Raw genomic sequence first — 13,724 nt, 5'->3', positions numbered from 1 at the left:
CTCCTCATCTTCATGCAAACCACTTGTCTCCATTGGCTACCGGCCGCACCACCCGGGACACCTTGTCGCACATCATGCGTAACGCGTCGACGATCTCGCGTTCACGCTCCGGCGTGAGGCGCGACAACGGCACCGACGCGCTGATTGCATCCTGTGCGGGCTGCTGATAGCGCAGGGTGACCGCGAAACACTTGATGCCCGGGGTGTTTTCCTCGTTGTCGGTGGCGTATCCGCGGACCCTGACCTCGTCGAGCGCAGCGTCCAGAACGCCACGGTCGGTGACAGTGCGCGGGGTCAGCGGGGTCAGCGTCGCGGGGATGTGCACGTCGAGCTCGGCGCCGAACCGTTCGGCCAGCAGCGCCTTGCCCAGCGCGGTGGCGTAGGCCGGCAGCCGACGCCCAACCTTGTTGGTGGCGCGCACATACTGCCGGGATTCCCGTGTGGCCAGGTACACCACGTCATCACCGTCGAGCCGGCCCAGATGGAATGTCTCGTCCAGTTGGCCGCGCAGGTCGTCGAGGAAGGGCGTGATCATCGGCAGATACGGGTCGGCGTCGAGGTAACTGGTGCCGACCAGCAGTGCGCGGATACCGATGCTGTATTGCGTGCCGGCGTCGTCCCCCGCCTCATCGATGCGCACCCAGCCCTGTGCCACCAGGGTTCGCAACAGTGCGTGTGCAGAACTGCGTGGCATCTCCAGCGCCGCACAGATCTCCCGGATGCGGGTCGGCTGATCGGGCCGGGCTGCCAGGTACTCGAGCAGCTCCACGGTGCGGACCGCGGATTTCACACCGGTCATCTCAGCCTCCCATCAACTGACGGACGATCAGCACCACGGCCCCGAGTGTGGAGATCACGATCGCCGCCCACCGTTGCCGTTGCCGGTCCAGATGGCGGTTGACCCACCGGGACAAGACATAGCCGACGACGCAGGCCGGAATCAGCATGGCAAATACCGTGACGGTGTGGTGGTCGATCGACCCGGTGATCGCCAGCAACACGATCGACAGCACCGACCCCACCAGGAAGAAGCCGCTCATCGTCCCGCGCAGCCGCGCACCGGTGTTGTTCTGCCACACCAACGCCATCGGCGGCCCGCCGATCGAGGTGGCGGTGCCGAGCAGGCCCGAAGTGGCGCCGGCAAGCACCAGATTGCGCCGGTGCGGCACGGGTACCCAGCCAAAGCTGGTGAGCGCAACCCCGCCGAGCACCACGGCGGCAAGCGCATAGGCCAGCGCCCGCTCCGGCAGCACCATCAGCAGCAGCGCCCCGGCGATGGTTCCCGGCACGCGCCCGGCCAGGGCCCAGCCTGTTCCGGCCAGGTCGATGTCCTCGCGTTCGCGCACCACCACCATCAGAGTGACCATGGTGGCCAGCATGATGAGGGTGCCCGGGATCAGGCCGGGATCGACGATGGCGACGATCGGCGCCGCCAGCATCCCCATCCCGAAGCCGATCGAGGCCTGCATGCACGACGCCAGCACGATCGCTGCGGCGATTGTCAGGTATCCGGCGACACTCACGCCGAGACCGGCACGGCCGGCTGCAACGGATGGTGACATTCGGCGAGGTGGCTTGCGATTTCCAGGTCTGCGACGGCCGGCGGTGCCTGCTCCGCGCAGATCTCGGTGGCTTTCCAGCACCGCGTCCGGAACCGGCAGCCCGACGGCGGATTCAGCGGCGACGGCACTTCGCCGCTCAACAGGATCCGGTTGTTGCGCTGCTCGGCATCGAGTTTCGGGGCCGCCGACATCAGTGCCGCGGTGTAGGGGTGGCGCGGGTTCCGGTAAACGTCCTCGGTGGCGCCGCTTTCGATCATCCGGCCGAGATACATCACCGTCACGCGGTCGGCGACGTGGCGGACCACCGACAGGTCGTGCGAGATGAAGATGTAGGCGATGCCGAGTTCGGCCTGCAGATCGTTGAGCAGGTTGAGCACCTGTGCCTGCACCGAAAGGTCAAGGGCCGAAACCGGTTCGTCGCAGATGATGACGTCCGGGTCGAGAGCCAGCGCCCGCGCGATGCCGATACGCTGTCGCTGTCCGCCCGAGAACTCCTGCGGATACTTGTCGGCCGCCTTGGCGCCAAGCCCGACCATGTCCAGCAGCCCACGGACCCGCATCTCCCGGTCCGCGCGGTTCGGGTACAGCGTCCTGTGGGTGCGCCACGGCTCGGAGATGATGTCGGCTGCCGTCATGCGGGAGTTCAGTGACGCGTAGGGATCCTGGAACACCATCTGCACCCGGCGGCGGAACTTCAGCAGATCCTTGCCGCGCAGGCTGAACGGGTCGATGCCGTCGAAAGACACGGTGCCCGAGTCTGGGCGCTCCAGCATCATCAATGTCCGTGCCAGGGTGGACTTTCCACAGCCGGATTCACCGACCAGGCCCAGCGTCTCACCGCGTGCCAGGTCCAGGTTGATGCCGTCGAGGGCGGCCAGCCGGTTCTTGGCGCCCGGAACCCGGAACGACTTGTGCAGATCGCGGACAGTCAACAGCTGATCAGACATTTTGCACCTCCTGCGGGAAATGGCACGCACTGCGCCGGCCGTCACCTTCGAGCACCGGCCGGGTGGTGACGCAGATGTCGCGGGCCAGCGGGCACCGGTCCTGGTACACGCAACCCGGCGGGATCGAATGCAGGTCGGGCGGGGAGCCGCCGATCGACTTGAGCGTGTCGCCGCGAACCGCGCTGACCGGAACCGAATCGAGCAGGCCTTTGGTGTAAGGGTGTCGCGGGTTGGCGAAAACCTCTGCCACCGGGCCGGTTTCGACGACCTGCCCGGCGTACATCACCGCGACGCGGTCGGCCTCCTCGGCCACCAGCGCAAGATCGTGGGTGATCAGCACGACCGCCATGTCGTACTCGGTCCGCAGATCCCGCAGCAATGCCATGATCTGGGCCTGCACTGTGACGTCGAGCGCCGTGGTGGGCTCGTCGGCGATCAGCACGCTGGGGTTGAGCGCCACGGCCATCGCGATGAGTAGTCGCTGGCGCATGCCGCCGGAGAACTGGTGCGGGTAGGAGTTCAACCGGGTTTCGGGCTGCGGAATCCCGACGCGGTCCATCAGTTCGACGGCCCGGCGTTTAGCCTCCTTGGCGCTCATCCCCTGATGGATCCGGAAGGGTTCGGCCAGTTGGGTTCCCACCGTGTAGAGCGGGTTGAGCGCGGTGAGCGCGTCCTGGAAGACGATTGCCAGTTCGGTGCCCGCGAGCTCCCGGCGCTTCTTGCGGCCTGCGCTGAACAGATCGGTGGCGCCGAGCGTGGCGGTGCCCGAGACGACCTCGGCGACCGGCTCCAGCAAGCCCACCAGCGCCGTGGCGGTCATCGACTTGCCACACCCGGATTCGCCCAGCAGCGCCAGGGTTTCGCCGCGGTGGGCCGCGAACGACACGTTGTTCACCGCGCGGACAGTTCCGGTGATGGTGCGGATGTCGACGCACAATCCGTCGACCTGCAGTGCTGGATCAGCGATGGCAGTGCTCATGACAGCGCTTTCGTGGTCTTGGTGAAGCGGGACAGGCGTTTCTGCGGCACGGTGAGCCGCCAGCGCTGAGCGGGGTCGGTGGCGATCCGCGCCCAGGCGGCGAGGATGGTGGCCGACACCGTGGTGATGACGATGGCCAGGCCGGGGAAGAAGGACAACCACCATGCGGTGTGCAGGTAGGTGCGGCCTTGGCTCACCATGAGGCCCCAGCTGATATCGGGCGGCTGGATTCCGATACCCAGGAAGCTCAGCGAGGATTCGGCCAGCATGACGTAGCAGAAGTCCAGCGTGGCGACGGTGAGCAGCGTGGGCAGCACGATCGGTACGACGTGGCGGGTGATGATCGACGTGGCGCCCGCGCCGAATGTGCGGGCCGCGTCGACGAAGACCGGACTCTGCAGCTCGGCCGATTCGGCGCGTGCGGTGCGCAGGTAGACCGGGATCCTGGTGATCGCCAACACCAGAACGATGTTGGACGCACTGGGTGAGAACACGTAGAGCACCACGACGGCGAGCAGCAGCGACGGGAAGCTCATGATGACGTCGGCGACCCGCATCGCGAGGGTTTCCCGCCAGCCTCGGTGATATCCGGCCCACATCCCGATCACCGATCCGACGATCGCCGAGATCAGCACGGCGGGAACGGCTACCGACAGTGTGGTGCGGCTGGCGACGATGAGCCTGGCCAGCATGCTGCGGCCGAGCGGATCGGTGCCCAGGATGTTGGCCCAGCCGTGGCTCAGGGTGAACGGGGCGAGGTTGGAATTGTCGAGGTTGATGTCGGTGGCAAGGTTGCCGACCAGCATGGGCCCGAAGATGGCGGTGAGGAAGACCAGGGTCAGCACGCCGGCCGCCACCGCGGCCACGCGATCGTTGACGAGCATCCGCAGCCAGACACTGCGGTCGCGCCTTCGGGCTGTCGCGGTTTCGGCCTCACCAACGATTGCAGTCGTCGGTTTCACCGGCACAAGGTCGATTTGTTCGCTCATTAGGTTGACTCCTAAACCTTGGCCGGTTCGCGGACGCGGGCGTCGAGCAGTGCGTAACAGGCGTCGATGGCGATGTTGAGAATGAAAATGCTGACTGCGGTGAGCAATACGGCGGCCTGCAGCACCGCGAAGTCACGTTGCAGGATCGCGTCGATCATCAGCTTGCCGATGCCGGGCCACCCGAAGATGGCCTCGACCACCACGGCGCCGTTGATGAGGCCGACGGCCAGGTCGCCGGCGACGGTGAGCGCGGGCGCGGCCGCATTGCGCAATGCGTGGTGGCTGACCACCCGCAGGTCGCCGGCACCCTTGCTGCGCGCCAGCCGGATGTACGGCGCGGAAAGAGCCGACACCATCGCACCGCGGACCACCTGGGTCAGCACCCCGAGCGGGCGGATCATCAGGGTCGCGATCGGCAGGACCCAGGACAGCACACCGTTGTCGACGCCGGAGGTGGGCAACCAGCCCAGCAGCACTGCGAACAGCCAGACGCCGGTGATGGCGAACCAGAAGTCCGGGATGGACGCCGCGGTCATCGACAGCAGGCTGGAGAACCGGTCGGCGATGGAGTTGGGCCGGTAGGCGGCCCAGCAGCCGATGATCACCGCACCGATGATCGCGAGAAGCATTGTGGTGACGGCGAGTTGCAAGGTGGCGGGGAACGCCCGCAGCGCCATCTCCGATGCCGCCTCCCCGGTGCGCAGCGACGTGCCGAAGTCGAGGTGGATGACGCCCTTGAAGTAGTCCACCAACTGGGTGAGCATCGGCTCATCGAAGCCATTGGCGGCCCTGAACGCCTCGCGCTGCTCGGGCGTGGCCGACTCGGGCAGGTACAGGTTGGTCGGATCACCGGTGAGCCGGGCCAGGAGGAACACCCCGAGCAGGACGATGAGCAACGGGATCGCGCTGGTGTACATCCGGCGCCGGACGAATGGGAACATGGCTAGGGCCTTCCGCTGGTCACTGCTCGTCGGTGCGGTCGCTGGCGAACGTCATTGTCGCCAGGCGCATCTCGTCACCGGTCGCGGCGTCGGGCTGATAGTCCACCCTGGGCGACTTCGCGAGAACACCGGTCATATGGGCGATATAGGCGAACTGCCCGATCTCGTTGGGTTCGTCGGCGAACACCTTGGCGTACGCGTCCTGGCGTTGCTGCCCGGTGAGCTCACCGGCCGCCTCGATCTTCTTGTCGAACGCCGTTGTGCCGTAAGCGCTCTGCGCGCCGTCGCTGCGCATGTACTGGTCGACGCTGAATGCCGCGTCACCGGCCTGGTTGCCGTGCTGGATCAGCGCGAGGAACGGTCCGGCATCGGCCGGGAAGGGCTGTAGTTGGTACTGCAACTGGGCCGCGGTGTCCATCATCTCGATCTTCACGTTCAGCCCGGCCTTGGACAGCTCGTTCTGGATCACCTCGACGGTCTCGGTGACCTTGGGGAACAGACCGTTGCGGCCGATCAGCCGGATCTGGCGGTCCACCGGAACGCCGTCGGCTTTGGCCTCGGCGACCAGTTGCTTGGCCTTCTCGGGGTCGTATGGCCACTGTTGCAGGTCCTCGTTGTAGCCGACGACGCCTTCGGGGATCAGCTGTGACGCCGGCTCGCCCAAGCCGCGGAACAGTGCTTTGACGATGCCCGCGCGGTTTACCGAGTAGTTGATGGCATGGCGGATCCGGATGTCATCCAGCGGTGCTTCGGTGGCGGTGATACGCAACGCCGTCGTCTCGTTGTTGGGGAACGGCACGCCGAGTTCCTCGGCGCCGTCCTCCGGCCCCACCGAGGTTCCGATGTCGGCCTCGTCGTTGACGACCATGGCCGCACGCACACTGCCCTCACTGCGCCACTGGTATTCGGCGCGAGCGAAATCGGGCTTATCGCCCCAGTATTTGTCGTTGCGGTGCAGTACGAGCTTCTGCCCGTACTCCCAGCCCTCGATCGCGTAGGGGCCGGTACCGATCGGCTCGCGCACCTTTTCTTTCATGCTGGTGGCCTTCGGCACGATCTCGACGAACGAAATACGCAGCGGCAGAATCGGATCGGGTTCTGGGGTGCCGACGATGACGGTCTTGGCGTCGGGCGCGGAGACGTCGAGCACATCGTCGCCGAACACGTATCCGTCGACGTTGCACTGCAGGTCCGAGTTGACCGCCCGGTCGATCGAGAACGCGGCGTCGGCAGCGGTGAAAGGCGTGCCGTCGGAGAACGTGACGCCCTCGCGAACGTCGAAAGTCCATTGGGTGGGCGCGGTCTGGCGCCAACCGGTGGCCAGCAGCGGCAGCAGGTCGCCGGTCTTGGGATTGCGTTCGATGAGCGGCTCGGTGATGTTGGAGCGCACCACCACGCCGGTCGAGGTGAGTGAGCTCTCGCAGGGCTCCAGCGTGGGCGGTTCCTGAGGCAGCACGATGCGCAGGGTGTTGGGGTCGTAGCCGCCCTGCGCGGTGTTCGCCACGGTGCACCCGGAGGCGACCGCGCATACAGCAACGGCGAGGAAGGCCAGCGTGTGCTGAGTTCGGCGCATCGGGATCCTCCAGGGTGACGTCCACGTATGTGGATGCTGGTTGTGACCGCAGACACACGCTAGGAACGTTCGGCAGGGACCGTCAACCCACTGAAATCGGGCAGAGCGGCGTATATCCGCATCTCAAATGCATGGCCAGAAGGCGACAAATATGGCGTTGACCTGCGTCATTATGGTCGGGGACGCCGCAGTGATGCGGCCGAGGCAATGCCGTCGGGGCAATTATGCAGCTTGCGTATTAACCCATGCTATTTCCGTGTTGGACGGGTATTTGCAGGCGGGCTTACCGTAACTGCATGTCCCCCGTCGATTCGACCCACCGCGTCCTACAGGTGGGCCCGCTCAAGCCATCGCTCGCCGAGACGCTGCGGACCAGCTACAAAGCCCACGTCCTGCCCGACGGCGCCGAGCGCGACGCCTTCCTGACCGAGCACGGCGCCACGATCACCGCGGTGGTGACCTCGGGACGCACCGGCGTGGACGCCGAACTCATGTCGGCGCTGCCGAACCTGGGTGCGGTGGTGAACTTCGGAGTCGGCTACGACACCACTGACGTCGGGGAAGCTGCCGCCAGAAGGGTCGCCGTCAGCAATACCCCCGATGTCCTCAGCGACTGTGTGGCCGATACGGCTGTCGGATTGCTGATCGACGCCATGCGACAGTTTTCCGCATCTGACCGCTATCTACGCGCCGGCCGCTGGCCCGTCGACGGCAATTACCCGTTGACCCACAAGGTTTCGGGCGCACGGGTGGGGATCATCGGGCTGGGCCGGATCGGCACGGCCATCGCCACCCGACTCGCCGCGTTCGGCTGCCCGATCAGCTACCACAATCGTCGCGAGATCGCCGACAGCCCTTACCAATACGCTTCTTCTCCGGTCGAGCTCGCCCGACAGGTGGACGTCCTGGTGATCGCCGCCGCAGGCGGCAACGGGACCAGGCATCTGGTCGACCGGGAGGTGCTCGACGCACTCGGTCACAGCGGCTATCTGGTCAACATCGCCCGTGGCAGCGTGGTCGACGAGGACGCCCTGGTCGACGCACTGGCCCACGGACGGCTGGCAGGGGCCGGGCTCGACGTGTTCGCCGACGAACCGCACGTGCCCGAGGCATTGCTCACCATGGACAACGTGGTGCTACTACCCCACGTCGCGAGCGGCACCGTCGAAACCCGGGCCGCCATGGAGGCGCTGACGCTGGCCAACCTCGACAAGTTCCTGGAGTCCGGCGAGCTGGTCACCCCGGTGCCGATGCCTGCTGCTTCGAGCGCCGGTTAGCGCACGTTGCAGCCGGTGCCCATGTTGTGGCAGTGCGCACCTGAATTGCACGAACCGCAATGGCAACCGCAGGCAACCTTGGACTGCGGGCGCACTGCCGGCTGAGGCGGATAGTAGATGTCCCGGTCCCGGTCAACCCGGTCCCGGCGGTCACGTCGCGGCATGGTGAACTCCCCTCGAGTTCTCGCGTTGTATGCACGCCAGGCTATATCTCGCCGGCCTCGTCAACCCACGAAATCCTCGACCAGGTCGTCGGTGGTCCATTCGCGCGGCGGGAGCACGTCGCGCAGCAGCCGCAGCAACGCCGGGTTGGTGCTGTCACCCCGCCACACGGCGTCGAGTTCCACCGGACGTTCACGGAACGCCCCGATCGACCGGAACACGACGCCCTCGGGATGCAGGGTGGCCGCCGACGCAGGCACCAGCGCAATGCCGATTCCCGAGCGCACCAGCACCAGCATCGTGTGCACCTGCGTGACGTACTGGACGTAGCGCGGGGTGGCACCGGCGATGGTGAACGCGCTGATCAGCAGTTCGTTGAAATACCGCGCCTGCAGCGGCGAATACATGACCATGTCCTGGCCGTCGAGGTCGTTGAGCGTGAGTTGGCGGCCCACTTCCACCAGTGGATGATCGGCCGGCAGCGCGGCGATGAGCTGTTCGTGTAACAGCGGCCGGGATACCAGGCCGGGGCGCTTGAGCGGCGGCCTGGCCATCCCCAGGTCCAGCTCGCCGGTCATCAACCCCTCGATCTGAACCGCCGTAACCATCTCTCGCAGATCGAGTTTCACGTCCGGTAGCTGTGCGCGGGCGGCATCGAGCAATGGCGGCAGGATGGCGTGCGCTGAGGCCGCGGTGAAACCGATCACCACAGTGCCGAGATCGCCTGCGGGAACCCGCCTTACGTTGAGCGCGGCGCCTTCGGCCAGCTGCAGGATCCGCCGGGCGTCGGGCAGGAACGCCACCCCGGCGGGGGTGAGCGTGACCGAGCGGGTGGTCCGGTCGATCAGATGCACGCCGAGTTCGTTCTCCAGCTGCTGGATCTGCCGGCTCAGCGGCGGCTGGGTCATGTGCAGCCGCTCAGCGGCGCGGCCGAAGTGCAGCTCCTCGGCGACGGCGATGAAGCAGGAGAGCCTGGACAGTGAAAACACCGCTGCAGCCTATCCGCGGCGCCGTTGATAAATGCGCGAACCGTATGAATAGCGACCCGCGATCGCCCAGGCGTGCATTTAACCGCCGGGGTGATCCGGGTACTCAGGTTTCGGGCTCACCTCCCCGCGGGTAAGAAGCTGTACGGTGGCCAGACCGCTAGAGCCGCTAGTATTTGTCGACTGTCGTCATAAGGGCAGAAACACGTCGGAGGTGACGATGACTAGCCAGCCAGATCCGGCCATCGGTGGTGCCGCGGCGGCAACCACCTGCGCCGTCGAGGAACGCCGCATCGGCGAGATCAACGTGATTTCGGTGGCCGGCACGGTGGACATGCTCACCGCCCCGCAACTCGAGGCTGCGCTTGGCGCTACCGCGAAGAGTTCACCGTCGGCCGTGGTGGTCGATCTGACCGACGTCGAATTCTTGGCGTCTGCAGGCATGGGCGTGCTGGTCGCTGCGCAGGATGAGCTGAGTCCCGCGGTGCGGTTCGCCGTGGTCGCCGACGGACCCGCCACCAGTCGGCCGCTGAAACTCGTCGGGATCGCCGACGTCGTCGGCCTGTTCGCCACGCTCGACGAAGCGTTGTCTGCACTGTCGACATAAAACGGGGCACAATCGGGTAGCCAGCAGGTCGTTATGACAAAGTCAGTGCAGTCAGCCTGTAATGCGAGCTTCGCCAAGGTTGACGTCGCCGCAGCCCCGGAACGAGCCGCCCAGATTCGCCAAGAGTTCGCGGATTGGTTGCGCAGGCACGTGACGCTCGACCCAGTGAAGGCAAGTGACGTGGTGCTGGCCGTCAACGAGGCGTTGGCCAACGCGGCGGAGTTCGCATACGTGGGTGCCCGGCAACCCGGCGTCATGCATGTGCGCGCCCACTACGACGGGCGGACGGCGGTCCTCACCGTCACGGTCGACGACGAGGGCACCTGGCGGATCAGCGAACCGACCAACGACATTGCCCGTGGCCGCGGGATACCCCTTATGCATGCCCTCACCGACCGAGCCACCATCGACCCGACGCCCAACGGCACTCACGTCCGTCTGCAGTGGGATCACCTCTCCGCTCAGGACGGCGGGAGCCGCACCACCTGAACGAAGAACTCGTCGATCTGCCGTACCGCGTTCATGAACTGGTCCAGATCAACCGGTTTGGTGACGTAGGCGTTGGCGTGCAGCCGGTAGCTCCGCAGGATGTCTTCTTCCGCCGACGAAGTGGTGAGCACGACGACCGGAATGTGACACAGATTCTCGTCGGACTTCACCTTCTCCAGCAACTGCCTGCCGTCGTACTTCGGCAGATTGAGGTCGAGCAGGATCAGGTCCGGCCGCGGCGCATCTTCGAACCCGCCTCGCCGGTACAGGAAGTCCAGCCCCTCCTCACCGTCGTGGGCGATGTGCAGATTGTTCTTGATTTTGTTGTGCTCGAAGGCTTCCCGGGTGATCAGCTGATCGCCGGGATCGTCCTCGACCAGCAGGATGTCGATCGCTCGGCTGTCGGGTAGTGAGGTCATTCGGAGCTTCCTTCCAGCAGGGCGTGCGGTATTGCGTTCGGCTCGGTGGCGGGCGTGGCGGGCAGTGTGAAGTGCAACCGGGTTCCGTCCCGGTACGACGTGTCGATCCAGATGGTTCCGCCGTGATGTTCGACGATCTTCTTGCACAGCGCGAGTCCGATGCCCGTTCCGCCGTAGGCATCGCGGCCATGGAGCCGCTGAAAGATCACGAAAACCTTGTCCACGAACTCTTCGGCGATGCCGATGCCGTTGTCCGACAAAGTGAACACCCAGTTGTCCGAATAGTCGCCCGTGCCTTCTCGGCAGTCGATCACGATGCGCGGGGCGACGTCCGAACGCCGAAACTTCACCGCGTTGCCGATCAGGTTCTGCCACAGCATCACCAGCAGAGTCGGGTCGCCGTCGACCACCGGCAGCGGCTGGGACGGAAGGGTCACCTCGGCCCCCGATTCGGCGATTGCGGTGGCAAGGTTGCTCAGCGCGGTGTCCACCGAGCTGTTGAGGTCCACCTCGGTGTGCGTTGCGTTGAGCCGCCCCACGCGCGAAAAGGTGAGCAGGTCGTTGATGAGCACCTGCATGCGCTTGGCACCGTCGACGGCGAATCCGATGTACTCGATCCCGCGCTCATCGAGCTGGTCGCCATACCTCTTCTCGAGCAACTGACAGAAGGAGGCGACCTTTCTCAAAGGCTCCTGCAGATCATGCGATGCCACGTAGGCGAACTGCTCGAGCTCGGCGTTGGACCGCCGCAGTTCGTCGGCCTGCTCGTCAAGGGCGGCTTTGGCAGATCGCGACTCGTCGAGCTCGTCCACGATCCGCTGGCGCATGTCGTCGACGTCAGCCGCAATCTCCCGAATATCGTGGGGCCCTTTGGGAATGATGCGCTCACTGAAATTTCCGTCGGTGATTCTCCGGCAGGATTCCGCAAGAGCGGCCAGCGGCCGGGTGACGGCGCTGCGCACCCACACCGCGAGCAGTACCACCATGAGGAGGAAAGCGGCGATCATCGCGCCCAGGACACCGTCGCGCCAATCGTGTACCCGCGCAAGCTCGTCGACGCCGGCTTGCCTCGCCGCGCCGAGATGGTTGTTCTGCACGACGAAAAGGTCACGCAGCCGGTCGAATTCGACCTTTCCACGCTCATTCAGATTCGTCTCTACGACGGCAGGCCTACCCGGGGTGACGCTGGAGATGAGCGGTTCCGCATATGTGGTGCGCCACGCCGCAGCGGCGTCTTCGATCGCGTCGAGGTCGGCGATGAGGTCGCTGCGGCCGGCCAGGTAGGACCGGATTTCCTCGGCGGCAGCCGTTTCCGTGCGCTGCCCATCGGTGTATGGCGCCAGGAACTGGCGGTCGGCCGCAATTGCATAGCCGCGCACCGCTGTTTCCTGGTCGCGCAGCGCCACCTGCAACTGGTAGGCGGCCACCCGGGCAGGCTGAATATGGTTGGTGAGTTCAGTGGAGACGTCGTCGGTCCGGTCCATCAGGACGGCGCCGGTCACCGCACCGGACAGCACCACGATCCCCATGACCGACAACACCAGGTTCTGCCAGGCTTGCACCGTGAGCTTCATGGTGACGAGCGCTCCACGCGGATAACCGCGATGTCGTCGGTCAGTCCGCCGTGCAACCCGGCACGGGACTCGGCTTGGCCTATGAGCGAGGCCACGAATTCAGGCCCGGGCAGCGCCGCAACGGAACGGGCCAGTGCGAGCAATCCGTCTTCGCCGAGGCGTTCGTCCCCGCGGCCCGCATGGCCCTCGAACAGTCCGTCGGTGAGTAACAGGAGACCGTGTCCTTCATCCAATTGCAGATGGTTCACCGGCCACTCGCTGGCGCCGAGGCCGAGGGCGGGCCCAGCAGGCGGTTCGAGCCAGTCCACGGTGTTCCGGCCGTGCAGCAACATACCGGGATGCCCGGCGCGGACAGCGGTGAAGCCACCGCTGTCGGGAGCCAACGCCACGCTCAGCAGAGTAGCGAAGATTCCCTTCCCAGGACGCTCGGTGGTCAGGATCCGGTCAAGCTGATGCATCCGCTCGTTACCGCGCAGCCCGGCGAAAGTGAGTGCGCGCCAACCGATCCGCAGTGCCACGCCGACTGCGGCAGCATCCGGGCCATGACCTGCGACATCGCCGATCATCACGTGTACGGTCCGATCGGACGTCTGCACGACGTCGTAGAAGTCCCCGCCGATCAGGGCGTCCCGTCGGCTCGGCAGGGACTGCGTGACGATCTCGACACCCGGGTCCGCCAACAGCAGCGGCGACGGAAGCAACCCACGTTCGAGTCGCGCGTTCTCCTGCGCGCGCAGCTGGCTGGCATGCAAGTCGACCGCGGTGAACTCGGCGCGCTTGCGTTCGATGGCGTACAACACGGCACGCCGCAGCATCTCCGGATCGACCCGGCCCTTGACCAGGTAGTCCTGGGCGCCTGATGCGACGGCCGAAACCCCGAAATGCTCGTCGGTCAGGCCGGTGAGCACGATGATCGGGATGGTGGCATCGAGCCTGCTCAGGCGATGCACGGCGTCGATCCCGGTCGAGTCGGGCAGGTTCAAATCGAGGAGCACACAATCGGGCCGTCGGTCCGAAATTGTGCGGGCGGCTTCGGTTATGGACTGCGCCCACATGAAGTCGATGTCAGCGGCGGCATCTGCGATCAACTCTTCCACGAGCAACGCGTCCGCGCGGTCGTCCTCGACCAGTAGCAGGGATAACCGGGGCGTACTCGGCGTACGGGCAACGCTCGAACTGGCCGCGGTGTGCAGCTGCGGGTCTAGTGGCGCGCGCATGG

At 65.8% G+C, this 13,724-nt stretch carries 14 protein-coding genes; 3 read left to right on the top strand and 11 right to left on the bottom strand.

Annotated elements, in window-relative coordinates:
* Positions 1-10: 10 nt before the first annotated feature.
* From ABQF30_RS17835 to ABQF30_RS17805, 7 genes are read right to left on the bottom strand one after another with little or no spacing between them, the layout of a single operon-like run.
* Positions 11-799, bottom strand: a complete 789-nt coding sequence (locus tag ABQF30_RS17835) for an IclR family transcriptional regulator (protein WP_448466127.1) — start codon at positions 797-799, stop codon at positions 11-13.
* A 1-nt stretch (position 800) separates the two neighbouring features.
* Positions 801-1,523: a sulfite exporter TauE/SafE family protein gene (locus tag ABQF30_RS17830; protein WP_448466125.1), complete on the bottom strand. Its 723-nt coding sequence runs from the start codon at positions 1,521-1,523 to the stop codon at positions 801-803.
* Positions 1,520-2,509, bottom strand: coding sequence for an ABC transporter ATP-binding protein (locus ABQF30_RS17825; protein ID WP_448466123.1), 990 nt, complete (start codon positions 2,507-2,509; stop codon positions 1,520-1,522). The genes ABQF30_RS17830 and ABQF30_RS17825 overlap by 4 nt, the downstream gene beginning before the upstream one ends.
* A complete protein-coding gene (locus ABQF30_RS17820; RefSeq protein WP_448466121.1) occupies positions 2,502-3,488 on the bottom strand; it encodes an ABC transporter ATP-binding protein in 987 nt (328 codons plus the stop codon). Before ABQF30_RS17820 ends, ABQF30_RS17825 begins: the two co-directional genes overlap by 8 nt.
* A complete protein-coding gene (locus ABQF30_RS17815; RefSeq protein WP_448466119.1) occupies positions 3,485-4,477 on the bottom strand; it encodes an ABC transporter permease in 993 nt (330 codons plus the stop codon). Before ABQF30_RS17815 ends, ABQF30_RS17820 begins: the two co-directional genes overlap by 4 nt.
* A gap of 11 nt (positions 4,478-4,488) precedes the next feature.
* On the bottom strand, positions 4,489-5,418 hold the full coding sequence (locus ABQF30_RS17810; protein WP_448466117.1) for an ABC transporter permease: 930 nt from the start codon (positions 5,416-5,418) through the stop codon (positions 4,489-4,491).
* Between the two features lie 19 nt (positions 5,419-5,437).
* Positions 5,438-6,991, bottom strand: a complete 1,554-nt coding sequence (locus tag ABQF30_RS17805) for an ABC transporter substrate-binding protein (protein ID WP_448466115.1) — start codon at positions 6,989-6,991, stop codon at positions 5,438-5,440.
* Between the two features lie 296 nt (positions 6,992-7,287).
* On the opposite strand from ABQF30_RS17805, the gene ABQF30_RS17800 reads away from it, so the two are divergent.
* Complete coding sequence (locus ABQF30_RS17800) at positions 7,288-8,268, top strand: 2-hydroxyacid dehydrogenase (protein WP_448466113.1); 981 nt, start codon at positions 7,288-7,290, stop codon at positions 8,266-8,268.
* A gap of 224 nt (positions 8,269-8,492) precedes the next feature.
* Here the strand turns inward: ABQF30_RS17800 and ABQF30_RS17795 are convergent, their stop codons facing one another.
* Positions 8,493-9,419, bottom strand: coding sequence for a LysR family transcriptional regulator (locus ABQF30_RS17795; protein WP_448466111.1), 927 nt, complete (start codon positions 9,417-9,419; stop codon positions 8,493-8,495).
* A gap of 217 nt (positions 9,420-9,636) precedes the next feature.
* Between ABQF30_RS17795 and ABQF30_RS17790 the strand changes: the two genes are divergently transcribed.
* Positions 9,637-10,023 (top strand): STAS domain-containing protein, encoded by a 387-nt coding sequence (locus ABQF30_RS17790; RefSeq protein ID WP_448466109.1) that lies wholly within the window; start codon positions 9,637-9,639, stop codon positions 10,021-10,023.
* A 33-nt stretch (positions 10,024-10,056) separates the two neighbouring features.
* Positions 10,057-10,512: an ATP-binding protein gene (locus ABQF30_RS17785; RefSeq protein ID WP_448466107.1), complete on the top strand. Its 456-nt coding sequence runs from the start codon at positions 10,057-10,059 to the stop codon at positions 10,510-10,512.
* Here ABQF30_RS17785 and ABQF30_RS17780 read toward each other — a convergent pair.
* Genes ABQF30_RS17780 through ABQF30_RS17770 form a run of 3 tightly spaced genes read right to left on the bottom strand, consistent with a single transcriptional unit; the run spans position 10,485 to position 13,722 of the window.
* Positions 10,485-10,931, bottom strand: a complete 447-nt coding sequence (locus ABQF30_RS17780; RefSeq protein ID WP_448466105.1) for a response regulator — start codon at positions 10,929-10,931, stop codon at positions 10,485-10,487. The two genes, ABQF30_RS17785 and ABQF30_RS17780, sit on opposite strands and share 28 nt — an antisense overlap.
* The gene (locus ABQF30_RS17775) at positions 10,928-12,505 is read right to left on the bottom strand and encodes a sensor histidine kinase (RefSeq protein WP_448466103.1); all 1,578 of its coding nucleotides are present in this window, start codon (positions 12,503-12,505) and stop codon (positions 10,928-10,930) included. Before ABQF30_RS17775 ends, ABQF30_RS17780 begins: the two co-directional genes overlap by 4 nt.
* Positions 12,502-13,722: a PP2C family protein-serine/threonine phosphatase gene (locus ABQF30_RS17770; protein WP_448466101.1), complete on the bottom strand. Its 1,221-nt coding sequence runs from the start codon at positions 13,720-13,722 to the stop codon at positions 12,502-12,504. The genes ABQF30_RS17775 and ABQF30_RS17770 overlap by 4 nt, the downstream gene beginning before the upstream one ends.
* Positions 13,723-13,724 lie beyond the last annotated feature (2 nt).

This window comes from Mycolicibacterium sp. XJ870 (assembly GCF_053483975.1).
This window is presented reverse-complemented; position numbering and strand designations above follow the sequence as displayed.